The 24,727-nt window shown below is 44.7% G+C and carries 23 protein-coding genes; 4 read left to right on the forward strand and 19 right to left on the reverse strand.

Annotated elements, in window-relative coordinates; all coding sequences use genetic code 11:
• Positions 1 to 56: 56 nt before the first annotated feature.
• Positions 57 to 1,148: a tRNA preQ1(34) S-adenosylmethionine ribosyltransferase-isomerase QueA gene (queA, locus tag J5X96_RS04155; protein WP_209364484.1), complete on the reverse strand. Its 1,092-nt coding sequence runs from the start codon at positions 1,146 to 1,148 to the stop codon at positions 57 to 59.
• 253 nt (positions 1,149 to 1,401) lie between these two features.
• Here queA and J5X96_RS04160 point away from each other — a divergent pair, with 253 nt between their 5' ends.
• Entirely contained in the window at positions 1,402 to 3,774 is a 2,373-nt protein-coding gene (locus J5X96_RS04160; RefSeq protein ID WP_209364485.1) for a carbamoyltransferase HypF, read from the forward strand.
• 240 nt (positions 3,775 to 4,014) lie between these two features.
• On the forward strand, positions 4,015 to 4,830 hold the full coding sequence (locus J5X96_RS04165; RefSeq protein ID WP_209364486.1) for a shikimate 5-dehydrogenase: 816 nt from the start codon (positions 4,015 to 4,017) through the stop codon (positions 4,828 to 4,830).
• 1,179 nt (positions 4,831 to 6,009) lie between these two features.
• Here J5X96_RS04165 and aqpZ read toward each other — a convergent pair.
• The 14 genes from aqpZ to dsbC form a co-directional block, all read right to left on the reverse strand.
• The gene (gene aqpZ, locus J5X96_RS04170; protein ID WP_209364487.1) at positions 6,010 to 6,699 is read right to left on the reverse strand and encodes an aquaporin Z; all 690 of its coding nucleotides are present in this window, start codon (positions 6,697 to 6,699) and stop codon (positions 6,010 to 6,012) included.
• Positions 6,700 to 6,854: 155 nt separating this feature from the next.
• Positions 6,855 to 7,268 (reverse strand): helix-hairpin-helix domain-containing protein, encoded by a 414-nt coding sequence (locus J5X96_RS04175; RefSeq protein ID WP_245193479.1) that lies wholly within the window; start codon positions 7,266 to 7,268, stop codon positions 6,855 to 6,857.
• 233 nt (positions 7,269 to 7,501) lie between these two features.
• Positions 7,502 to 8,515 carry a hydrogenase expression/formation protein HypE gene (hypE, locus tag J5X96_RS04180; RefSeq protein ID WP_209364488.1) on the reverse strand — a complete coding sequence of 338 codons (1,014 nt, stop codon included), beginning with the start codon at positions 8,513 to 8,515 and terminating at the stop codon, positions 7,502 to 7,504.
• Complete coding sequence (gene hypD, locus J5X96_RS04185; protein WP_021616544.1) at positions 8,515 to 9,627, reverse strand: hydrogenase formation protein HypD; 1,113 nt, start codon at positions 9,625 to 9,627, stop codon at positions 8,515 to 8,517. The genes hypE and hypD overlap by 1 nt, the downstream gene beginning before the upstream one ends.
• 15 nt (positions 9,628 to 9,642) lie before the next feature.
• Positions 9,643 to 10,449 carry a hydrogenase nickel incorporation protein HypB gene (gene hypB, locus J5X96_RS04190; protein WP_209364489.1) on the reverse strand — a complete coding sequence of 269 codons (807 nt, stop codon included), beginning with the start codon at positions 10,447 to 10,449 and terminating at the stop codon, positions 9,643 to 9,645.
• Positions 10,450 to 10,527: 78 nt separating this feature from the next.
• Positions 10,528 to 11,151, reverse strand: coding sequence for an energy-coupling factor ABC transporter ATP-binding protein (locus J5X96_RS04195; RefSeq protein ID WP_209364490.1), 624 nt, complete (start codon positions 11,149 to 11,151; stop codon positions 10,528 to 10,530).
• Positions 11,148 to 11,813: an energy-coupling factor transporter transmembrane protein EcfT gene (locus J5X96_RS04200; protein ID WP_209364491.1), complete on the reverse strand. Its 666-nt coding sequence runs from the start codon at positions 11,811 to 11,813 to the stop codon at positions 11,148 to 11,150. Before J5X96_RS04200 ends, J5X96_RS04195 begins: the two co-directional genes overlap by 4 nt.
• Positions 11,810 to 12,460 carry a cobalt transporter CbiM gene (cbiM, locus tag J5X96_RS04205; protein ID WP_209364492.1) on the reverse strand — a complete coding sequence of 217 codons (651 nt, stop codon included), beginning with the start codon at positions 12,458 to 12,460 and terminating at the stop codon, positions 11,810 to 11,812. The genes J5X96_RS04200 and cbiM overlap by 4 nt, the downstream gene beginning before the upstream one ends.
• A 2-nt stretch (positions 12,461 to 12,462) precedes the next feature.
• Positions 12,463 to 12,963, reverse strand: a complete 501-nt coding sequence (locus tag J5X96_RS04210) for a carboxypeptidase regulatory-like domain-containing protein (protein WP_209364493.1) — start codon at positions 12,961 to 12,963, stop codon at positions 12,463 to 12,465.
• Positions 12,964 to 12,967: 4 nt separating this feature from the next.
• Complete coding sequence (locus J5X96_RS04215; protein ID WP_209364494.1) at positions 12,968 to 13,663, reverse strand: DUF4198 domain-containing protein; 696 nt, start codon at positions 13,661 to 13,663, stop codon at positions 12,968 to 12,970.
• 153 nt (positions 13,664 to 13,816) lie between these two features.
• On the reverse strand, positions 13,817 to 14,509 hold the full coding sequence (locus J5X96_RS04220) for a 5'-methylthioadenosine/adenosylhomocysteine nucleosidase (RefSeq protein WP_209364495.1): 693 nt from the start codon (positions 14,507 to 14,509) through the stop codon (positions 13,817 to 13,819).
• A 22-nt stretch (positions 14,510 to 14,531) separates the two neighbouring features.
• Complete coding sequence (locus J5X96_RS04225; protein ID WP_209364763.1) at positions 14,532 to 15,191, reverse strand: thiol:disulfide interchange protein DsbA/DsbL; 660 nt, start codon at positions 15,189 to 15,191, stop codon at positions 14,532 to 14,534.
• Positions 15,192 to 15,198: 7 nt separating this feature from the next.
• Positions 15,199 to 16,932 (reverse strand): single-stranded-DNA-specific exonuclease RecJ, encoded by a 1,734-nt coding sequence (recJ, locus tag J5X96_RS04230; protein WP_209364496.1) that lies wholly within the window; start codon positions 16,930 to 16,932, stop codon positions 15,199 to 15,201.
• Between the two features lie 13 nt (positions 16,933 to 16,945).
• A complete protein-coding gene (gene dsbC / locus J5X96_RS04235) occupies positions 16,946 to 17,629 on the reverse strand; it encodes a bifunctional protein-disulfide isomerase/oxidoreductase DsbC (RefSeq protein WP_209364497.1) in 684 nt (227 codons plus the stop codon).
• A 176-nt stretch (positions 17,630 to 17,805) separates the two neighbouring features.
• On the opposite strand from dsbC, the gene prfB reads away from it, so the two are divergent.
• Positions 17,806 to 18,904 (forward strand): peptide chain release factor 2 gene (gene prfB, locus J5X96_RS04240; protein ID WP_209364498.1). Its coding sequence is split into 2 segments (ribosomal slippage): positions 17,806 to 17,880 and positions 17,882 to 18,904, totalling 1,098 coding nucleotides; the frame shifts between segments, so codons are not numbered across the junction.
• A gap of 50 nt (positions 18,905 to 18,954) precedes the next feature.
• Positions 18,955 to 20,463, forward strand: a complete 1,509-nt coding sequence (gene lysS / locus J5X96_RS04245) for a lysine--tRNA ligase (protein WP_209364499.1) — start codon at positions 18,955 to 18,957, stop codon at positions 20,461 to 20,463.
• Between the two features lie 79 nt (positions 20,464 to 20,542).
• On the opposite strand, the gene J5X96_RS04250 is transcribed toward lysS, so the two are convergent.
• From J5X96_RS04250 to J5X96_RS04265, 4 genes are all read right to left on the reverse strand, one after another.
• Entirely contained in the window at positions 20,543 to 21,010 is a 468-nt protein-coding gene (locus J5X96_RS04250; protein WP_209364500.1) for an Lrp/AsnC family transcriptional regulator, read from the reverse strand.
• A gap of 95 nt (positions 21,011 to 21,105) precedes the next feature.
• On the reverse strand, positions 21,106 to 22,635 hold the full coding sequence (locus J5X96_RS04255; protein ID WP_209364501.1) for a YfcC family protein: 1,530 nt from the start codon (positions 22,633 to 22,635) through the stop codon (positions 21,106 to 21,108).
• Positions 22,636 to 22,745: 110 nt separating this feature from the next.
• A complete protein-coding gene (arcC, locus tag J5X96_RS04260; RefSeq protein WP_048750166.1) occupies positions 22,746 to 23,678 on the reverse strand; it encodes a carbamate kinase in 933 nt (310 codons plus the stop codon).
• Positions 23,679 to 23,688: 10 nt separating this feature from the next.
• Positions 23,689 to 24,693: an ornithine carbamoyltransferase gene (locus tag J5X96_RS04265; RefSeq protein ID WP_005715736.1), complete on the reverse strand. Its 1,005-nt coding sequence runs from the start codon at positions 24,691 to 24,693 to the stop codon at positions 23,689 to 23,691.
• Positions 24,694 to 24,727 lie beyond the last annotated feature (34 nt).

The following is a 24,727-nucleotide window of genomic DNA, read 5'->3' on the forward strand; positions in this document are numbered from 1 at the left end:
GGTTCCCGCCATTCCTTGTTTTTTATTGTAGGTGTTGACTTAAAATAAGTCAATTTCTATTCCATTCCCTTCACATTGGGATTTTTGCTGATAAACATCGCATCGCCATAACTGAAAAAACGATAGCGATTTTCCACCGCACTTTTATACGCATTCATCGTATGGCTAAATCCTGCGAAAGCAGAAACCAACATAATCAACGTGCTTTCCGGCAAATGGAAGTTAGTTATTAAACAATCTATCACGCGGAATTTTTTGCCCGGATAAATAAAAATAGAGGTATCGGAAAAATAAGGTTCAATTAACGCTGCACTTTGTTTTTCTTCTGCCGCTAATGCAGCACTTTCAATGGAACGCACAGAAGTTGTTCCCACGGCAATCACGCGCTTGCCGGCTTTCTTGGTGGCTAGAATGGCATCGCAAACCTCTTGCGGCACTTCCACGTATTCTGCGTGCATGACATGATCTTCAATGTTTTCAACACGTACCGGTTGGAACGTTCCTGCGCCCACATGCAAGGTGACAAAGGCTAAATTGACGCCTTTCTCTTTGAGTTTGGCTAGAAGTTCATCATCAAAATGCAAACCGGCTGTCGGTGCGGCAACCGCCCCCGGCACTTTGTTATAAACGGTTTGATAACGCTCTTGATCCGCTTCTTCGTCAGGACGATCAATATAAGGCGGTAAAGGCATATGCCCGATTTGTTGTAAAACGTCAAAAAGTGCGGTCTGTTTTTCAGCGATTTCAATTTCAAATAAACTGCCTTGGCGACCGATCATGGTGGCTTTTACACCGTTGCCTTCCCCTAATTTATCCTCACCTAAAATCAGTTCTGCGCCTTCTTTCGGCGCTTTAGAGGCGCGAACATGGGCAAGAAAACGGGATTCGCTTAACACGCGCTCCACCAACACTTCTATTTTTCCGCCACTGATTTTACGCCCGAACATCCGCGCAGGAATAACACGGGTATTATTGAAGATCATCAAATCGCCCGGATGAATCAACTCCAACACATCGGCAAAAGTGCGGTGGAAAATGTCCCCGTTTTCGCCATTCAACTGTAATAAACGGCTGGCAGTTCGCTCTGTTTTAGGGTAACGGGCAATCAACTCATCAGGTAAATCAAAATAAAAATCGGCAACACGCATAATTGAACATTTGGTTTGAAAAAGAGGGCGGTAGTCTAGTGCGAATTGGGGAGAATCTCAAGGGGAAACTGGCGCAAACCTGCCAAGCCTCTCACTACCATTGCATCACGACATGAGATTCTTGATGAAGATCATCGTTTTGGCATTTTTTAGAAATGCTCCTCATCACAAAGCAATAAGCACGCTAAAATAGCGCCACTTAAAATAGCCACATTTCATCATGTGGCGATAATGTAATAGCAACAGGAAACATATGCAGGGCATTGAATTACGCATAAAAGGCAAAGTACAAGGAGTGGGATTTCGTCCCTTCGTCTGGTTATTGGCGAATCAATACGGATTACGCGGCGATGTCAACAACGACGGACAAGGCGTACTCATCCGCCTGCTTGAACCAACAGCGCAACAACTGCAACAATTCTTGCATGATCTGCAAACTCAACTGCCCCCGCTTGCGCTGATTACCGATATTCAGCAGCATGAAAAACCGTGGGAAAATCCACCACACTTTGAAGGCTTTGAAATCCGTGAAAGCGAAAACAACGCCATGGATACCCAAATCGTACCCGATGCCGCCACTTGCCCTGCCTGTTTAAAGGATTTATTTGATCCGACCAATCGGCGCTATCATTATCCTTTTACGAACTGTACCCATTGCGGCCCGCGCTTTACCATCATTAAAGCCATTCCTTACGATCGTAAAAACACCTCAATGGCCGATTTTCCCCTCTGCCCTGATTGTGCAGAAGAATATAAAAATCCTGCCGACCGTCGTTTTCATGCGCAACCGAACGCCTGTGCCGTGTGCGGCCCTCATGTTTGGTTAAGCAATCAAGAAGGCGCGCTTATCGATGAAAAAACACCAATAAAAACCACCGCACTTTTCTTACAACAAGGCAAGATCGTTGCAGTAAAAGGCATTGGCGGTTTTCATCTTGCCTGTGATGCAACCCAGACCCATGTCGTGCAATTACTGCGCGATCGTAAACACCGCCCGACCAAACCCTTGGCAGTGATGGTGCCGGATGTGTCTTTTTTAAAGGGTCTCACGGAAACAGAAATCAGATTACTCACCAGCACCGCGGCGCCCATTGTGCTATTGGCAAAACACAAAGTTCCCTCATTAGCGGAACAGATTGCACCACAACTCAATGAAATCGGCGTGATGTTACCAAGCAACCCGTTACAGCATTTATTATTGAGAGAAGTGAATCGCCCATTAGTGATGACCTCTGCCAACCCAAGCGGACAACCGCCGGTATTGGAAAACCCAAGTGCGGTTGACAAAAAACAACGTTTTTTGAACGTTGGCTATGCCAACGGCCCCGAAGGGGTGAATAAGCGAACGAGTGAGCTTATGAATAAATATTTAAGTGATTTGGCGGATTATTTCCTCTGCCACAATCGCGACATTTTGCAACGCGCTGACGATTCCTTAGTGCGCGCGGCGTTTGATGGTATGGAAATCCTACGTCGCGCAAGGGGCTATGTGCCTGACGAAACCCTATTGGATCAGCACAGCGTGCGCAATGTGCTGGCATTAGGGTCTGATTTAAAAAATACGTTCTGTTTGTTGCGTCAAAATAAAGCCATCGTCAGCCAACACATCGGCGACACCTCGAATGAAAAAGTGCGGTCGCAATTAGAAGCGAATATTGCGCTATTTTGCCAAATCTACCAATTCAAACCGGAACTTATCGCCATTGATGCCCACGCCGGTTATTTCACCCATGAAGTAGGAAAATGCTTAGCAGCGCAACATCAAATCCCTTATGTAGAAGTGCTCCACCATCACGCCCATATTGTCAGCGTCATGGCAGAACATCATTGCCATGAACAGGTTATCGGGCTTGCGTTAGACGGTATCGGCATGGGGGAAAACGGACAACTTTGGGGCGGAGAATGTCTGTTGGTTGATGAAAAACACTGCCATTATTTAGGGGGGCTACCTGCGGTGGCATTGCCGGGGGGCGATCTTGCCGCCAAACAACCTTGGCGCAACTGGTTAGCGCATTTGCATCAATTCGTGCCAAATTGGCAAGAAATCGCCGCCCAAACGTGCGCCAACTATGACTGGCAACTGATCGCTAAGGCCATTGAACGTAATCTGAATAGCCCACGAATTTCCTCTGCAGGTCGCTTATTTGACGCAGTAGCATTTGGCTTGGGCATCACACCACCACAACTGAGCTGGGAAGGCGAAGCTGCCTGCCAATTAGAAGTGCTTGCCTCTCAATCCGTGCTCGCCAGTTTGCCATTCGATAAAATTGAGCTTCCAACCTTAATGCCACTTAACACTGAAAATAAATTGGATCTTGCCTATTTCTGGCAAACATGGATTACGCTCGATTCTTCCAACGCCGACAAAGCCTTTATTTTTCACTATGCGTTGGCAGAAGGCTTCGCTCAGTTGGCTCGCCAACAGGCTCAACGCCACCAGTGCAAAACAATCGTGCTTTCCGGTGGCGTATGGCACAACCAATTATTACGGCGATTGATAAAAGAACATTTGGCTGAATTAAAGGTATTGAATGCGCATCAGTTTCCGATGGGAGATGGGGGATTGAGTTTAGGACAGGCAGTCATCGCGGCTCAACTATCGGGATTTCGCCCGATGGGCGAGTAACTTTTCTTTGCTTCGCCAAAGAAAAGTCACCAAAAGAAAAGCGACCCCAGCTTCACCGCAATTCTTCGCTCACTTGCAATTTTTTTAACGAAAATTGCAAATCGCTCAGGCGGCTCAGATGGGGCCCAATCGTCTTATTTTTGCATGATTCGTAAAAGTGCGGTCGATTTTCCAAATGTTTTACTTGCCATCTGCTATACTCACGAAATCATTTCTTTATCTATAAAAGGAATACTTCTTATGCTTAACAAAGATACCCAACTCTGTATGTCCCTCTCCGGTCGCCCCGGTAATTTCGGCACCACCTTTCACAATTATCTTTATCAAAAACTCGGCTTGAATTTTATTTATAAAGCCTTCACTACCGATGACATCGAACATGCCGTCAAAGGCATTCGAGCCTTAGGTATTCGCGGAAGCGCAGTGTCCATGCCTTTCAAAGAAAGTTGCATGCCATTTTTAGACGAGATCTCCCCTTCCGCACAAGCCATTGAATCGGTCAATACCATCGTCAATGACAACGGTGTTTTACGCGCCTACAACACCGACTATATTGCCATTGTTAAACTTATCGAAAAATACCAATTGAATAAGAATGACCGTGTAATCGTGCATGGCAGCGGCGGCATGGCAAAAGCAGTCGTGGCGGCATTTAAACATTCAGGCTTTGAAAAACTCAACGTCTTCGCCCGCAACGAAAAAACAGGCAGCTATTTAGCCGCACTTTATGGCTACGGTTATATCGCATCCCTCGAAAACCAAACTGCCGAGATTCTCGTTAACGTCACGCCAATCGGCATGAAAGGCGGAAAAGAAGCTTTCGATCTTGCCTTCCCCGAAGCCATGATCCGTCAAGCCAAAACCGCATTTGATGTGGTTGCTCAACCTGCCGACACACCATTAATCAAAACCGCCCATGCCTTAGGTAAACAAACCATCTCCGGCGCGGAAGTGATTGTGTTACAAGCCGTCGAACAATTTGAACTCTATACCGGCAAAAGACCAAGCGAAGCACTCATCGCCGAAGCGGCAGATTATGCGAGAAAAAATGCCTAAAGTGCGGTAGGTTTTGAGCGTGTTTTATCATTTAGGCTTTATCGATAGCGTGCGTCGCCGTTGATAGCGCCAGCGTCCACGCTAGTGCTTCTTTGGTCCAAGCGTGGACGCTTGAACCATCATGAGATAAAGAATCGTAGCGTGCAACTTGTTGCACGAAATCGTGAATGCCCAAAAGAGTTAAATAACGTTCCGTATGTGGTTTAGTCGTGCATCAAGATGCACGCTACTACACTTGCAAAAGACCAAGCGAAGCACTCATCGCCGAAGCGGCAGACTATGCGAGAAAAAATGCCTAAAGTGCGGTGGGTTTTGAGCGTGTTTTATCATTTAGACTTTATCGATAGCGCGCGTCACCGTTGATAGCGCCAGCGTCCACGCTGGTGCTTCTTTGGGTCCAAGCGTGGACGCGTGAACCATCATGAGATAAAGAATCGTAGCGTGCAACTTGTTGCACGAAATCGTGAATGCCCAAAAGAGTTAAATAACGTTCCGTATGTGGTTTAGTCGTGCATCAAGATGCACGCTACTACACTTGCAAAAGACCAAGCGAGGCACTCATCGCCGAAGCGGCAGACTATGTGAGAAAAAATGCCTAAAGTGCGGTGGGTTTTGAGCGTGTTTTATCATTTAGACTTTATCGATAGCGTGCGTCGCCGTTGATAGCGCCAGCGTCCACGCTAGTGCTTCTTTGGTCCAAGCGTGGACGCTTGAACCATCATGAAGTTACAGCATACGCCGGGAAGCGTGCGCTATCATGGGGAGGGCTTTCGTAAGATAGATTTTATGCCTATCTAATAAGATACAGAATCGTAGCGTGCAACTTGTTGCACGACATCGTGAATGCTCTAAAGAGTTAAATAACGTTCCGTGCGTGGTTTAGTCGTGCATCAAGATGCACGCTACTATATTTGGCAAATCCGTCAGTTGCTGTAATTTATCTCTTTGAATTTTGGAGGAATTCATGTTTTATGATCCCTTTGATAACGCCAGCGTCCACGCTGGTGCTTCTTTGTGTCCAAGCGTGGACGCTTGAACCATCATGAAGTTACAGCACATGCTGGGAAGCGTGCGCTATCCGAGGGGGCGAGCTATTGGGAAGTTTGAGCTATCGAAGATAAGAATTTTAATTTATAAAAAAAGCATCTTAACGATGCTTTTTTTATATGACGTAAAATCTTAGTTATTTTTGTCTAATAAAGAGCGGTAAATAACACCACCCAAAATACCACCGATGATTGGTGCTACCCAGAAAAGCCATAATTGATCCACTGCCCAAGTGCCTTGGAATAATGCTACTCCGGTACTACGCGCCGGGTTTACGGAGGTGTTAGATACAGGGATGCTAATTAAGTGAATTAAGGTTAAAGCTAAACCAATCGCAATTGGTGCAAAACCCGCTGGGGCATTTTTATGTGTTGCGCCCATGATGATGAGCAAGAAGAAGGCGGTTAATAATACTTCAGCTAAAAATACGGCAGCTAAAGAATAACCTTTAGGAGAATGTTCACCATAGCCGTTTGATGCAAAACCGGCTGTCACATCAAAGCCCACTTTGCCGGAAGCAATGCAGTAAAGCGCAGCGCCTGCTGCCAAGCCACCAATCACTTGAGAAACGATGTATGGCAGCGCATCTTTAGCAGAAAAACGACCGCCTGCCACTAACCCAAGTGTCACTGCCGGATTAAAATGTCCTCCGGAAATATGGCCTACTGCATAAGCCATGGTTAATACCGTTAGGCCGAATGCAAGGGCAACACCGACATAACCAATACCAAGGTTGACTGAAGCAGCAAAGATTGCGCTACCGCAACCACCAAAAACTAACCAAAATGTACCGAAAAATTCAGCAAAAAGTTTTTTTGACATAATAGACCTCAATATAAATGTTGTTGTCCTTTGATAACATGATGTGTTGCAAATGCAACGGCCTTTAGTCAAAAAAGAGAGCGTTTAGTTCCGAAAATTATTGTAAATGTTATGTAAACCTACTATAGATACGTTTCTGTCAGAAGATATGGCGATTATCTGCTTAATTGCGATAAATACGCCTTACGTTGTGCGGTAAATGCCCACCAAGGCTTCGGATCGTTTCCTTGCATAAAATCAGTTAAAGATAAAAAGACATCTATCATACAAGGATCATGCTGCATACCGGTTAACTCACAAAGTGTGTAATACATGGCATAAGCATCATGCCCCAACAAATCCTGCGGTGTGTTAATCCCCAGTTTCTGCAAATCCTCCGCAACTGCCTTGCCTACATTCGGCAAATCCGTTAGTTGCTGCAATTTATCCCGTTGGACTTTGGATGGATTCATATTTTGTTGCTCCTTTGATAGCGCCAGCGTCCACGCTGGTGCTTCTTTTGGTCCAAGCGTGGACGCTTGAACCATCATGAAAAAGAAAGTGCGGTTAAAATCCCAAACGTTTTTCATAGCAAAAAACAATCCAAAATTCCACCGCGCTTTTAACTAATAACGCTCAAATAAAATCCCCGTATAAATTGCCCGAACGACTTGGCATTTTTAGGAAAATTTCGCTTTGTTTGAGCCACGCCGTGGCGAGTTCGAAATTTTCCGTGAAGAAAATGACAATAAAGGGAGGAGCAGCAATTTATCCGGGGTGTGTTCTTTGCTACTTTCTTGCACAAGCAAGAAAGTAGAACAACCTAACAAATCCTCGGCAACGGCTCATTCATCGGTAAATCCAGCAACCGTGACTGCCCGAAACCGCCTAATAATCTGACTTTTTTATCCGTCGTCACTTCGCCAATCACGGTGGCATTTTTGCCTAATTCATGGGAATGAAGTGCGGTCAGAATTTCAGGTGTTTTTTCAGGAGAGGCGATGATCACCAGTTTACCCTCGTTAGCGAAGTTTAAGGCTTCTAACCCAAGTAATTCGCAAATGCCACGCACTTCAGAACGGATGGGTAAATCGTCTTCGTTGATTTGCATGCCTAATTGTTGGGCGGCGGCAAATTCGTGCAATACTGCATTCACACCACCACGAGTGGCGTCACGTACGGCTTTTACGCCCTCAATCGGGCGCAATAAATCGATGAGTGGCGCAAGAACCGCGCAGTCGCTTTTGAGATCCGTTTGAATCCCCAGGTTTTCGCGCAAATTGAGAATGGTTGCGCCGTGTTCACCAATGGTGCCGCTGACGATAATCTTGTCGCCCGCTTCAATACGATGCATCCCCCAATCGATGCCTTGCGGAATAACCCCGATGCCGCTGGTGTTAATGAAGATTTTATCCACCGCACCTTTTTGCACCACTTTGGTGTCACCCGTCACCACTTGCACACCGGCAGCCTGGCAGGCTTCTGCCATAGCTTGAATGATGTCTTTGAGTTCGGCTAAGGGCAAGCCTTCTTCTAAAATAAAACCGCAAGAGAGATATTTCGGCACGGCGCCACACACCGCCACATCGTTTAATGTACCGCACACAGCAAGTTTGCCGATATTGCCACCGGGAAAGAAAATCGGGTCGATAACGAAACTGTCGGTACTAAAAGAAAGTTGTTTCCCTTGTGCCATGAGCTCAGCTAAGGGCAAACGGGCTTGATCTTCCCCTTGCGCAAGAATGGGATTATCAAAGGCTTCGACGAAGTAATCCTGAATGAGTTTTTGCATGGCACCGCCGCCGTTGCCGTGCGCCATGGTGATGAAATCTGTCATTATTCTCTCCGATATTGATAATAGGCGGCACACGCCCCCTCTGAGGACACCATCAACGCGCCATAGGCATTGTCCGGGTTACATTGCGTGCCAAATAACGGGCAATCTGAAGGTTTACATTTGCCGGTGAGCACGTCGCCGCAACGAGAATTCGGGTCATCCGCCACTTGTTGCGGTTGGCTGTGGAAATACACTTCTGCATCAAAGCGTTTATAAGCGTCTGTCAGTTCTACACCCGACTCTTCAATTTCACCTAAGCCACGCCATTCGCTGGATTTTTTCAGTTGGAACACTTCGCGCATGGCTTGTTGCGCTAATAAATTCCCTTCAGAATGCACGATACGTTTATATTGATTTTCAATTTCGCAACGTCCATCCACAAATTGCTGCACCAACATCACAATAGCTTGTAAAATATCTAACGGCTCAAAGCCCGTGATGACGAAAGGTTTGTGGTATTTATCCACAATGGATTGATAAGGCGACGTGCCGATCACCATGCTCACATGCCCCGGTGCAAGGAAGCCGTCAATTTTTACATAATCTTGTGAAAGCAAACTGTGTAGCGTTGGAATGATGGTAATGTTTTGGCAGACCACCCAGAAATTCTGAATATTTAATTTATTCGCCTGCTGCAAAGTCACCGCGGCACTTGGCATGGTGGTTTCAAAACCAAGAGAAAAGAACACCACTTTTTTGTCAGGATTGTTCACTGCGATATTCATCGCATCCAACGGTGAATACACGATGCGTACATCGGCGCCTTTCGCTTTGGCTTCCAACAAGGAACCACGACGCCCTTTCACGCGCATAGCATCGCCAAAGGTGCAGAAAATGACATCCGGTTTCTGCGCAATTTCAATGCACACATCAATGCGTCCCATCGGCAAGACACATACAGGGCAACCGGGACCATGGATAAATTCAATGCTCTTCGGCAACAAACGATCTAAACCGAATTTAAAAATGGTATGCGTATGCCCACCGCAAACTTCCATTAAATAGAGCGGATTTTCCGCCGTATATTGCGGCAATTTCGCCATTAATTCATTCAGGCAATTGACTAAACTTTTGGCTAATTTCGGATCACGAAACTCATCAATAAACTGCATTTTGTTCCACAATCCTTATTGTGCCTGTAACCAATCCAACCAAGCTTTTAAGCCTTCGCCGGTGGTCGCAGAAAGTTGAATCACTTCAATTTGCGGGTTCACTTGTTTGGCGTAAGCAATACATTTTTCCACATCAAAATGAAGGTATGGCAATAAATCGACTTTATTTAAAATCATTAACTTAGACGCCGCAAACATGTGCGGGTATTTCAGCGGTTTGTCTTCACCTTCAGTGACGGACAAAATCACCACTTTGGCTTTTTCACCCAAATCAAATTCAGACGGACAAACCAGATTACCCACGTTTTCAATAAACAGTAGGCTGTCTTGTTTCGGCTCAAGTTTGAACAAGGCGTCGTTGATCATTTGTGCATCTAAATGGCAGCCCTTGCCCGTGTTGACTTGAATGGCGGCGACGCCGGTGGCACGAATACGGTCCGCATCATTTTCCGTTTGTTGATCGCCTTCGATCACATAACAAGTGCGGTCATTTTTCAGCGCGTTTAACGTGGTGGTGAGCAAGGTGGTTTTACCGGAACCCGGGCTGGACACCAAATTCAGTGCAAGAATATGTTGTTGCTGGAAAAGAAAGCGGTTGTGCGCCGCGATTTGATTGTTTTTGCCTAACACGTCCTGTTCCACTTTCAACAGGCGTTTTTGTGTTTCATTGGCTTCAGAAGCCGATTCTACCGAGTGAAATTTGAAATGAGAAAAGTTCGGATTTTTGACCGCACTTTGTGTGCCGTCATGGTCATGATGAGAGTGTGCTACCTCACCGATTCTGACTTGTTCAGGATGTCCACAACCACAAGTTGTACACATAATATTGCCCCTTAACTATCTGGTTACAAAAAACCCCGTTAGGGTAGCACAACCTTTGATTTTTCGGGTTGATTGAGATCATAAAGTCAGAACATTATCGGCCAATTCAGCCGTAAATCCTTGATGATGAGAGGCTACCAACATAGGCAGCGACAGCTCACGCAAAAGTGCGGTCAATTTTTCCGTATTTTTACGATCCAATCCATTCGTCGGCTCGTCTAACAATAACATTTTCGGTTGCATCGCTAACACGCCTGCCAATGCCGTGAAATTTTTTTCCCCGCCGGACAACGTATGTACGGTGCGATCCTGCAAATGAGCAATCCCTAAGCGTTCCAGTTGCTGTAAAGCCACCGCATACGCCTGTTGGTGAGACAAGCCTTGATTTAACGGTCCGAAGGCAACATCGTCCAACACAGTTGGCCCAAACAGTTGATCATCGGCGTGCTGAAAACAAAGCCCCACGGTACCACGAAAAGGCGCAAAATCTTTTTCTTCTCGACACAATTGTCCGAATAGACGAATCTCACCGCGCGCAACAGGCACAAAGCCTAACAAAGCAAGCAATAAAGTAGTTTTACCTGTGCCGATTTCGCCCTGCACAAAAAAGCGCTGACCTTCTTCAATTTGAAAAGACAGATTGTCGATAATCTGCCGTTCACCTCGTTTAATTTGCAATCCGTTGACTTGTAAAACCGTCATTTTTCACCACTTAAATTTGTCTTTTCACCAAAGCGAAAGCCACGACATTTTAGCGCGATTTGTGCCGTCTCAGCTTTGAGTAACGCATGCACCAGTAAAAGCGCAACCCGTTGTGCAGTGACATACAACGTTCGGCGATTTAATCCGGCATGATAACCTCGTGCACGCATCGCCAAATCCATTTTTTGTTGCAGTTCACCTAACAGCGCAATATAACGCACCGTGAGAACAAAAAGCCAAATGAATTTGGGCGGCAAGGGCAATTTACCAATGGCTTGTACCAACACCGTGTCATTCATTTTCCACAACAATAACCATACGGAAAACAGCAACAAGTTCATGCGTAAGCTAATTAACAGCGCCGTATCCATACCCTCGGGATTAAGTTCAACACCATCAGCGCCAATATGCCAACTTAAGGTTGCCCAAAGTAATAAAGTAAAGCCATTGAAGACTAACCAACGTTTTAGATAAGGAAAATAAGGATATCGACTACGATAAATCAAGACCACCAATAAGATTAAGGTGATTCCGTTTAACCATAGCAACAAAGAAGGTTGAGATAAGGCACTGATCACCATGCCCCAAAGGAATAGGTAAATCAGGCGCAAGTGAGGAGCAAAAAAGTGCGGTAGAAAAAAACGCTGAAAAACGGGGCTCATTGTGCGCACCGTTTGGTATCGTCAACGTTCAGTGAAGTGCCAATAGATTGTAATGCACTCGGGTACATTTTGCTGAGGAGAGAAATCACGCCGTAGCTGATAATACTATCCAACACAAATACAGGCAGATGAGACAGCAACAACAAGGCGATTAAATCCTGATAATGTTTGCCACCGTCCAGAGCCAAGACAAGAGAGGCTAACGCCCCCGCGCCGCCTACGCCAATTACGCTGGCACCCACGCCGGTGAACAGTTTCGCCATGAACCCCATGTCAGGCTGCAAATAGCCCCGTAATAAGTAATGTGCCGCCACTGCCGGCAACGCCATCACACACAAGTTTACGCCCAATACGGCAAAGCCACCGAAGGAAAAAAACAGCACCTGTAACAACAAGGCAATCAGAAAGGCCGGGAATACTGCCCAGCCAAGAAATAAACCTGCCATGCCATTTAAAATCAAGTGAACGCTGCCGATGCCCACGGGAACATGAATGGTGCCTGCAACAAAAAATGCCGCCGCAAACAACGCCGTTAAAGGCAAACGTTCACTCTCTAAACGACGTAATCCGACAGCAACACCGACTCCCGCCAAAGCAACGCCTGCTAATAACACCGGCGTATGCAATACGCCTTCCGACAAATGCATTATTAACGCCCTTTTCTTAATTTACGGGCGCTTAACCAAGCGGCAATGCCCGCAATACCGACGATGTAGCCAATGCCACCTAAAATATCGTGCAGGTAAATCTTGTCGCGTAACTGCGCAATATCCTCCCGCAACAGTAACAGGCTTTCATCGCTCGCTTGCGTTGGCGCATTTGACGTTGCGGTGATGCGATCCGCCACCACAGTCGCCCGATGTCCTTCTTCCCCTTCAACCACCACTTTTAAGGCGACTTTCGGTTCGACCACTAATGGAAAGTGAAAATAACCACGGTTATCGGTTTTCCCCGTCATCAATGGCTGATTTTCCCCATGGCGTAAAACTTCCACATAGGTTTCCGCAGCAGGGGTCATATCGGAATAATAGGATTTTCCCGTGACAGTTTGCCCATCATACTGGGCGAACACATAAAGTGCGTGCGCCAAAGCATGAGGGGCAACCAACAAAGGAAAAAGTGCGGTCAGAATACGCAACGCTTTTTTCATTCGATTACTCGGCATTAAAGGTCAGCATATATTCCACTGAGCGGCTATCGTAATCCGGATTGTCTTTAACATTTTCCTCAAATTCAGCCCAAACTTTGTTGTAGCCTGCTTGTGGGGTAAACTCAGCGATACCTTTCTCATTGGTTAAATTGAACGGTGCATCTTCACCTAATCCCACTTTAATGTCTTTCACCGGTTTGCCTTTGTGTAACACTAAAATCGACAATGGTTTTCCGGCTTTTGGTTGTGCTTGAGGCACTAATTCATATTCCATGCCGTGTGCTTTCATCGCTTGGTCGTCCCAGTGTAATACGGCTTTACCGAATTTCACCGGATTCACAGACAATTCTGCCGTTGGTTCTTGTTGTTTGGTTTTTTCTACATATTTACCGCTTGGCAATTTAGACCAAACACCGTTATCAAAACGAATAAACACTTGTGAAGCTTTCTCCGCATTAAGATAAGCTTCGCCTTCTTTAAATTGGTAGGTTGCGTTAGTGACATTGCCTTTACTATCCAGCAATTTAACCGCTTTCAATTTTTGTTCAGGGTAAGCTTCTGTCTGTTCGTGACCAAATTTCACCACATATTGCCCAGCAGCATTAGCGTCTTTAACGGGCTCTAACCAAACGTTATGCGCGTTAGCAAGGGATGCAGCGAAAAGTGCGGTACAAATTACACTTGTTTTTAGAAATTTCATTTGATGTCTCCTTTTATCGTTAAGTTTGGCTCATGATAAAATATGGAGTAACTCTAGAATCAAGTGTTTTTTAGAAAAACAGACGAAAAATGAGAGAGATAGGTTAGAATATGTCGTCCGCGTACGATAGACACCGCACGCGGAAAGAAAGGATTAATTCAATTCTGCCAACATCGCAACGATCATGTCAGAAGATTGTTTTGCCGCCAACGGAAGGAATTCTTCAAAGGACATATTCGCCTTGCCATCCCCCGCATCAGAAATCGCACGAACCACCACAAAAGGCACGTTAAACGCATGGCACACTTGCGCAATCGCGGTGGCTTCCATTTCCACGGCAATCACCTTCGGGAAATCCTGCTTAATTTGCGCCAACCGTTCACCGCCTTGAATAAAACTGTCGCCGGAACAAATCAAACCACGTTTCACATGTTGCCCTAATTGCGTAGCAACGCGCTCTGCCAGCTCAACAAGTTTGGTATCAGACACAAACGTGACCGGACACGCCGGTAATTGCCCTTTGGCATAACCGAAAGCCGTCACATCCGCATCATGATATTGGGTTTCAGTAGAAACGATCACATCGCCTATGTTCAAACCTTCCGCCACGCCACCGGCAGAACCGGTATTAATCACAAGATCAGGTTTGGCTAATTGCAATAACGCGGTCGTGCCCATGGCAGCCGCAACTTTGCCGATACCGGATTGCAACAAGGCAACATGTTTTCCTTGAATGTTGCCTTCATAAATCGTGCCGGAGGCCAATTTTGTCACGATCTTATCTGTCATTAAATTGACTAAAATTTCTACTTCTTGCGCCATTGCGCCAACAATCCCGATTTTCATAACTATCCTTTGTACTGGTTTGCTATTGTTTTTTGTTAATTAAAAAATCTAATACCGCGAGGGCATAATCGTCATTATATAAGGTACTCGCGGTCAACACATATTTGCCGTCAATAATGACATAAGGAAAGGTAAACACGCCGTAATCTTCGGTTAAACGTATTGCCTCATCCACCTGTTGTTTAATTTGTTCTGAAGAATAGGTTTGTAAAAAACGGTTGCGCTCAATGCCTTGTCGCCCAAGCCATGCCAACAGATTATCCATTTGAGAGAGTTTCGTATATTGGCTTTTTTCAGCGGTTTCAAACAGCAAGGCGGAAGACAAGTTATCGGCATTTAACGCTTGCAAACTATAAAAAACCGTTGCAGAAAAACGCGTTTTCGCGGTTGCTACCGGATATTCGGTTAATACCACGCGATCGCGGTTAATTTGACTATAAAGTTCAAGGATGTCTTGGGCAGAAGAGCAAACACGACAATCGTAATCAAAAAAGAATTGAATCGGAATGCGATGATCTTTTCGAGACGGCAGCAGGATTGGTTCTTGGTAAGAAAAATAGTCTTTGCCTTCTTCAAACAGGCGGCTGGCTTCATCTACCGCAGGCAGATGAGACACGCTTTCTTGCGCAACGGCAAATCCGCTGATAAAGAATAAAACGATGAGTAATCTAAGCCTTGACATCATGTGCCTAACTTTCCAAGGGTTCAATATAATCCACCAACAGCTGAACATCGCGATTGCCACGAAACTCATTAATGTCGAGTTTATAGACGAATCTTGCCGTTTTTACAGATAAATCAGGATAATAGCGTGTATCTACGTTAAAGGCGATAGCATCCAACAACGGTCCACCAAGCTTTGGCTCTACCATCATTTTCAAATGTTTTTCGCCCACTAAACGTTGTTGCAGAATTTTAAATTCACCGTCGAACATGGGTTCAGGAAATGCCTGTCCCCAAGGCCCGCCTTGACGCAAAGTTTCTGCCGTTGCCAAGTTCAACAAATTCGCATGTAATTCGCCGTCAGTCCAAATCGTGCCTTGTAATTGATCTTCCGCCAATAATTCGCTGACCGTCTGATTAAAAATCTGACGAAAATCGTCAAAGCGACTTTCCGGAATACTCAATCCTGCCGCCATGGCGTGTCCGCCAAATTTAAGGATCAAATCTGGATGCTGTGAATAAACCCGCTCCAGCACATCGCGAATATGTAACCCGGGGATGGAGCGCGCAGACCCTTTCAAAATGCCTGCTTGATCTTGCGCAAATGCAATCACCGGGCGATGGAATTGATCTTTAATGCGTGAGGCGAGAATCCCTAGCACACCTTGGTGCCAATCGGCTTGATACAATACGATAGCGTAGGGGATTTCTGTTTCAAGTGCGGTGGCATTTGCAAACAAATTTTGGCAGATGGTTAAAGCTTCTAACTTCATGCCTTGCTCAATTTCTTTGCGCGCTTGATTTAATCCATCCAGCTCTAATGCCAACGCGCGAGCCGTTTCCATGTTTTCGGCTAACAAAAGCTCCACGCCCACGGACATATTATCCAGCCGTCCCGCTGCATTTAAACGTGGCCCAATGGAAAAGCCTAAATCCGCCGCCACGAAACGGGTCACATCCCGCTTCGCTACTTCTGCCAAGGCACGAATGCCGCAACGACAACGCTCGGCGCAAATACGGGCAATGCCTTGATAGACTAAAATGCGGTTATTTTGATCCAATGGCACCACATCGGATACCGTGCCTAACGCCACCAAATCTAACAATTCCGTGAAATTCGGCTGATTTTTTGCATCAAATAGACCAAGTTCACGGAATTTCGCCCGCAAGGCAAGCATAAGATAAAAAGTAACGCCCACACCCGCCAGATGTTTGGAGGGAAAACCGCAATGCGCCAAATTCGGATTCACAATGGCATCGGCGTTCGGCAACGTTTCCGGTGGCAAGTGGTGATCAGTCACGATCACTTTCACACCCTGTGCCTTTAAAAAGGCGACGCCCTCATGGGAAGAAACGCCATTATCCACGGTCATTAACAACTCAACGCCTAAAGCCAAAGCCTCTTGTGCGACGGCAACACTTAATCCGTAACCTTGCTCGAAACGGTTCGGCACTAAATAGGCAACATTGGCAAAGCCCAACTGACGTAGTGCGAGCACCGCCAATGCGGTACTAGTTGCGCCGTCGGCATCGAAATCGCCCACAATGACGATGTTCTGTTGTTTTTGATAAGCTTCAAGAAGAAAGGTTACCGCGGTATCCATGCCCGACATAAGGTTCGGATGGTGCATAGCATTTAAAGTGCGGTCTAATTGGTTGGCGTTTTTAATGTGGCGCGAACGATAAAGACGATCCAACAAGGGATCGTCACAGAGTTTATCGCCTGCCGGCACATCACGGCGTAAGATACGTTTTTGCACAAGGAAACCTAGATTAGCCTTCTAACTCGGCTAATAATTCACGTGGTTTTAAATAGCCGCCGATAATTTCCCCTTTAGAGGTAACAATGGTCGGTGTGCCATTCACGCCAAATTGAATGCCAAGATTATAGTGTTTTTTGACAATATTCGGTGTTTTCAATTCTTTTGGTAAATTGCCGTTTTCCGCTTCATTTAGCGCAAATGCCGGATCTTTCGCGGTGAAAATCGCTTCCATTTGGCTGGCCGTTTTGCTGTCTGTGCCACCGCGTGGGAAGGCAAGATAGCGAATGGTAATGCCTAAATCGTTATATTCTTTGATTTGTTGATGCAATAAATGACAGTAATGGCAAGTGATATCCATGAAAACGGTGACAACGTGTTTTTCATTTTTCGCCGGATAGACAATCATTTCGCTGGTTAAGGCGTTTAATTTGTCCATTAATACATTGTTGGAAATATTGCTAATGCCTTTATCGCTCAACTTATAAATATTCCCTTGCAGTAAATAGTCTCCGCCTTCTTCAGCATAAAAAACGCCTTGATCGCTAATTACAGTGCGTAATCCTTTAATCGGAGAGGATTGAATTTCAATGTCTTTTACGCCTAACTTTTCCAGCTTATTTTTTAGCGCAGCATCATCTGCCATAGCACCGGCAGACATTGCCAAAAGAGAAAGTACGGTCATAATTTTTTTCATTTTTTGTTCCTAAATTGTGAAATAGTGAAAAGAAGTGCGAATTATAAAAGCAATTGGCAGCTTATGCAAAAGCCCGATTCAATTTTCATGATGAACCTTTTTTTCGCCCTACCAAATCTATGGAAAATCCCTTATAATTTCGCACTTAATTTAGTCTTTAAACACAGTTAATCATCATGTTTGAAATCAATCCTATCAAAAATAAAATCACCGATTTAACCGACCGCACTTCCGTGCTTCGGGGGTATCTTTGACTTCGACGCCAAAACCGAGCGTTTAGAAGAAGTCAACGCCGAATTGGAACAGCCTGATGTATGGAACGACGCAGAGAAAGCGCAAGCACTCGGCAAAGAGCGCGTTTCTTTAGAACAGGTGGTCAACACCATTAAAACTTTAGAGCAAGGCTTGGAAGATGTGGACGGCTTGTTGGAACTCGCCGTAGAAGCGGAAGACGAAGGCACCTTCAACGAAGCCGTTGCCGAATTAGACGAACTGGAACAACAACTCGCCAAACTGGAATTTCGCCGTATGTTCAGTGGCGAACACGATGCGTGTGATTGTTATGTAGATTTGCAAGCAGGATCCGGCGGTACCGAAGCGCAAGACTGGACGGAAATGTTACTTCGTATGTATTTGCGTTGGGCGGAAAGCAAAGGATTCAAAACCGAATTAATGGAAGTCTCCGATGGCGATGTAGCCGGCGTTAAATCGGCGACAATTCGTGTCAGTGGCGAATATGCCTTCGGCTGGCTACGCACGGAAACCGGTATTCATCGTTTGGTGCGTAAAAGCCCGTTTGATTCCAATAACCGTCGCCATACCTCATTCAGCGCAGCTTTCGTCTATCCTGAAATTGACGACGATATTGATATCGAAATCAATCCTGCCGATTTGCGTATCGATGTGTATCGCGCCTCCGGCGCCGGCGGTCAGCATGTGAACAAAACCGAAAGTGCGGTGCGCATCACCCACATGCCAAGCGGCATTGTGGTGCAATGTCAGAACGATCGTTCCCAACACAAGAACAAAGATCAGGCAATGAAACAACTGAAAGCGAAGTTGTACGAATTGGAATTGCAAAAGAAAAATGCCGACAAACAAGCCATGGAAGACAACAAATCCGACATCGGCTGGGGCAGCCAAATTCGTTCTTATGTGTTAGATGATTCTCGTATTAAAGATTTACGTACCGGTGTAGAAAACCGCAATACACAAGCCGTATTAGACGGTGATCTAGATCGGTTTATCGAAGCCAGTCTCAAGGCCGGACTGTAAAAGTGCGGTCGTTTTTAAACACGTTTTTTTAAAATTAAAGGTAAACAAAAATGTCAGAACAAGAAGTAAAAGAGTTAGATTTAAACGGCGAAATGTTAGTCCGTCGTGAAAAATTAGCTGCCCTGCGCGCGAAAGGTAATGCGTTTCCAAACCAATTCCGTCGTGACGCACTTGCCCAAGATTTGCATGATAAATATGATGCGGAAGAAGGCGAAGCATTAAAAGAACAACATATTGAAGTGGCGGTTGCCGGTCGTATCATGACGCGTCGTGCTATGGGTAAAGCTACGTTTATCACCATCCAAGATATGAGCGGTAAAATCCAGCTTTATGTTGCACGCGACAATCTACCTGAAGGCGTGTATGCCAATGATGTCGGCCACTGGGATTTAGGCGATATCGTAGGCGTAAAAGGCTCATTATTCAAAACCAAAACCAACGAGCTCACCGTTAAAGCCACCGAAGTACAATTGCTGACCAAAGCATTGCGCCCGTTACCGGATAAATTCCATGGCTTAACTGACCAAGAAGTACGTTATCGTCAACGTTACTTGGATTTAATTTCTAACGAAGAATCCCGCCGCACTTTTATCATTCGTTCAAAAGTGGTTGCCGGTATTCGTGACTACTTCATTTCCAAAGGATTTATGGAAGTAGAAACTCCGATGTTACAAGTCATCCCGGGCGGTGCCTCAGCACGTCCTTTCGTGACACACCACAACGCATTAGACGTAGATATGTATTTGCGTATTGCCCCTGAGCTTTACTTAAAACGCTTAGTGGTCGGTGGTTTTGAGCGCGTATTTGAATTGAACCGTAACTTCCGTAACGAAGGCGTTTCCGTTCGTCACAATCCGGAATTCACTATGCTTGAATACTACCAAGCCTATGCCGACTATCATGATTTAATGGATAATACCGAAGAATTGTTACGCAAACTTGCTATCGATATTTTAGGCACAACGATTGTAAAATACGGTGAATACGAATTTGACTTTGGCAAACCATTTGAGCGTATTACCTTACATGACGCCACCATTAAATACGGGGCAGACAAAGGTATTGTCAAAGAAGATTTATATGATATTGATCGTGCGAAAGCAGTTGCCGCACGTTTAGGTATCGAAGTGCAAAAATCTTGGGGTTTAGGCAGCATTGTCAACGCCATTTTTGAAGAAGTGGCAGAGCATCATTTAATTCAACCGACTTTCTTAATGGCACACCCGGCGGAAATTTCACCGTTGGCACGTCGTAACGATGAAAACCCGGAAGTCACCGATCGTTTTGAACTCTTCATCGGCGGACGTGAAATCGGTAACGGTTTCTCCGAATTAAACGATGCCGAAGATCAAAATGAACGTTTTGATGCCCAAGTAGCCGCCAAAGAAGCCGGTGATGATGAAGCGATGTTTAAAGACGAAGATTTCGTTGTCGCCCTTGAACACGGCTTGCCACCAACAGCCGGCGAAGGCTTGGGTATCGACCGTCTCGCCATGCTTTACGCCAACGCCCCATCCATCCGCGATGTGATTTTATTCCCAGCAATGCGTCAAAAATAATGGCATGAAGTAAAACGGAAAAATTAACGGATTTCGGTGTGATATCGAAATCCGTTTTTTTATGAGCATTAATTGATATTTATAATGGCAACTCGGTGGTGGATTTTACCGTTTTTAAGGCAACTTCAGATTTGAGGGTTTTGATGCCAATATTTTTAGTGAGATAGGTATTTTTGATGCTATTGAATTGATCTAAATCGGCAACGCACATTTTGAGTAAAAAATCATAGCTCCCTGCCATTAAGTGGCATTCCAAAACTTGCGGAATTAATTTTATCTCAAAAATGAACCGCTCTTTGAGTTCTGAATCTTCTTCAAAAAAAGTGCCTTGAACATAAACGATTAAATGACAATTGACTTTCTTGGGGTTTAATAACGCCACATAGCTATCAATGACGCCATTTTCTTCAAGATGATTGACTCGGCGTAAACACGCTGAATTTGATAGCCCGATTTCATTGGCAAGTTCATTATTTTGTAAGCGTCCGTTGCGTTGTAAAGCTCTTAAAATGCGCGTATCAATGTTATCGAATAATTTCTTCAACATAAAAAAATCCTTTTTTAGAAAAGAAACAGCGAGCGCATTATAACAAGGCCACCTATGAAAAACTGTGACATAGGTGGCCTTTATGAAATTTACTTTTAAACGCTATACAAGGAAACTTGAACAACCAGTAAGATTGCCCCGATGACCAATAAGCAACCAATCATCGGCATCACAAATTTCACCCATTTATTGAATGGAATATGTAACATTTGTAATGTCACCAACACCAAGCCGGTTGGTGCCAAGAATAACATGGCGTATTGACCCCAGTTATAGGCAGAAACCACGATATCACGCGGAATTCCCACGGCGTCGGCAAGCGGTGCCATAATTGGCATGGAAAGCACGGCCAAACCGGAAGAAGATGGCACGATAAGACCTAAGAAAATGAAGACCACTAATTGACCGAGGATAAAGACGCTACCCGGCATACCACTTACAAGGTTAGACATGTAATCCAAAATGGTATCGGAAATCATACCTTGTTCAAGCACTAAGTTTACACCACGCGCCAAACCGATAATCAAGGACACACCAACCAATTCGGAAGCCCCTTCAGTAAAGGATTCCACAATATCTTTTTCTTTCAAGCCACTGATAAACATAATGATAATCGTGATGGACAAGAAAGAAGCAGCCATTTGTGGGAACCACCAACCGCCAGCCATTACCCCCCAAATCATGATTGGGAAAGCAATACAGAAGAGGATTAAGATCAGTTTTCTTCTTAAGGTAAATTCTAGTACGGTATTCGGATCAAAGTTTTTCATATAACGATGATAAAACTCTTCTCTATCTTCATAAGTATAGGAAAAACTCGGATCTGCTTTGACTTTCTTACCATACCAATATAAGTAAGCAATCACGCAAGTTGCCCCTAACAAGAGACCAATGGCACGGAATCCAATCCCTTCGGTAAATTGAATACCAGCAGCATTAGACGCGATAACCACTGAGAATGGGTTAATTGTGGAAAACGCTGTACCCATGGAGGAAGCTAGGAAAATTGCACCAACACAGATGATGGCATCATATCCCAGCGCTAAAAATACCGGCACTAAAATCGGATAAAACGCAACAGCTTCTTCTTCGATACCGCAAGTTGTACCGCCTAACACCATCAACACGGCAACACTAAATACAATCATAAATTCATTGCCTTTCGTGCGCCGTGCTAGTGCCATGAGCCCTGCGTTAAATGACCCTGTTCTATTAATCACACCGATCATACCGCCCAGCACGAAGATGAACACCATCACATCCACCGCTTCGATGGTTCCTTCCACCATGCTGATAGGAATATCTTTGATACCTTTGTAATGTTGTTCAATACGTTGATAAGTGCCCGGAATGGCAATCGGTTTTTTGATCACCCCTTCGGTGAAATTGGAGAGTTTAATTTTGATATTAAGATTATTTAAGGTTTCTTCCGTAGCAGGATAAGTTTTATCTTGCTCACCATAAGCTTTTACTACAAAGACTTTTTCGGTCGTATTATAGGTCAACTTAGAATAGGAACCGGAAGGAATAACCCATGTTAATCCCACCGCAAGGATTAAAATGAAGAATAAAATCGTGAACGCTGATGGGAAATTAAAGACCTTTTTTTTATTAGACGCTTCCATAGCAGACTCCTCGTCAATATCGAAGTTAGCAGATCGGCATAATCATTCATCAACCATGCCGACCGCACATTCTACTTTGAACTGCTAAAATACTCAAAGTGAGTTTATTATTATGAATAATAAGAAATTTCTTTCACTTTATTCGTGATACGTGTGCCGGCTTTACCTTTCACAATATCAACGATATCGGAAAGTGAACCGATCACCGCATCTTTACCGGTACTACGTGCAAAATTCACTGCCGCCTGTACTTTCGGTCCCATAGAACCGGCGGCAAAGCCCATTTTTTCAATTTCATCCGGTGGTGCTGACGCAATAGCTTTTTGTGTTGGTTTGCCCCAATCTACAAAGGTTGCTGACACATCAGTCGCGATAATGAATAAATCTGCTTCCAGATTATCGGCAAGTAGTGCAGAACATAAGTCTTTATCGATAACCGCTTCTACGCCGCGCAAATTATGTTGCTCATCGTAGTAAGTCGGAATACCGCCACCACCGGCGCAAATCACGATACTGCCTTTTTCTAGCAACCATTTCACCGGATTGATTTCAAAAATGCGTTTTGGTAACGGACTTGGCACCACTCGACGATATTTATCACCGTCTTGTGCAATGCTCCAGTTTTTCTCTTTTGCCAAACGTTCGGCTTCTTCTTTGGAATACACCGGACCGATTGGTTTAGTTGGGTTTTTAAATGCCGGGTCGTTTATATCCACTTCCACTTGTGATAACAATGTGGCAAACGGCACTTCAAACGGCACTAAGTTACCTAATTCTTGTTCAATCATGTAACCAATCATACCCACAGATTCTGCCCCCAATACATCTAACGGATAAGGAGGTACTTCTTTATAGGCTGCACTTTGTAATGCTAACAAACCTACTTGTGGACCATTACCATGTGCGATGACCAATTCGTTGTTTGGATAAATCTTCGCAATTTGTTCGCAAGCAATACGCACGTTTAATCGCTGGTTCTCAGCGGTGAGCGGCTCGCCGCGACGCAACAAGGCATTTCCACCTAATGCAATAACAATTCTCATATACCACCTCTTAAATTAAGCTGGAATAAAGTACGGCTTTAATGGTGTGCATGCGGTTTTCCGCTTGTTCGAAAGCCACATTCATTGGAGATTCAAAGACATCTTCGGTCACTTCAATACCATTGGCTAATTCAGGGTATTTTTCTGCAATTTGGCGACCCACTTTGGTTTCACTGTTGTGGAATGCCGGTAAGCAGTGCATGAATTTCACACGTGGATTGCCGGTGCGTTTCATCAATTCAGGTGTAACTTGATAAGGTAATAATAATTTAATGCGTTCGCCCCAGGTTTCTAATGGTTCACCCATAGAAACCCATACGTCAGTGTGCACGAAATCAACGCCTTTCACGGCTTTATCAATATCATCGGTTACCGTAATGCGTGCACCACTTTGTTTTGCAAATTTTTCGCACATGTCAACTAACTCTGCATCCGGCAATAAGGCTTTCGGTCCACAAATACGTACATCCATACCCAATTTAGCACCTATTAATAACAAGGAGTTACCCATGTTGTTGCGCGCATCACCGATGTAAACATATTTGATTTCACTTAATGGTTTATCGCAGTTTTCAATCATGGTTAGCACGTCCGCCAACATTTGTGTTGGGTGGAATTCATCGGTTAAACCGTTGAACACCGGCACACCGGCATATTCTGCTAATTCGTCCACAATTTCTTGTTTGAAACCACGATATTCAATAGCATCGTACATTCTGCCTAATACGCGGGCAGTGTCTTTCATACTTTCTTTGTGGCCAATTTGAGATGAATTTGGATCGATGTAAGTGACTTGGGCGCCTTGGTCATAAGCAGCGACTTCAAAAGCGCAACGGGTACGGGTGGAGGTTTTTTCAAAAATTAGCGCAATGTTTTTGCCTTTTAATTTTTGTTGTTCGGTACCGGCATATTTTGCTCTTTTTAAGTCTCGGGATAAATCTAATAAATATTTGATTTCACGTTCTGAGTGATTAACAAGACTTAATAAGTGTCTGTTTTTAAGATTGAAAGCCATAATAATCTCCTTGATTTTTGTTTATTGACTTAAT

The organism is Aggregatibacter sp. 2125159857, assembly GCF_017798005.1.
Classification (GTDB): domain Bacteria; phylum Pseudomonadota; class Gammaproteobacteria; order Enterobacterales; family Pasteurellaceae; genus Aggregatibacter.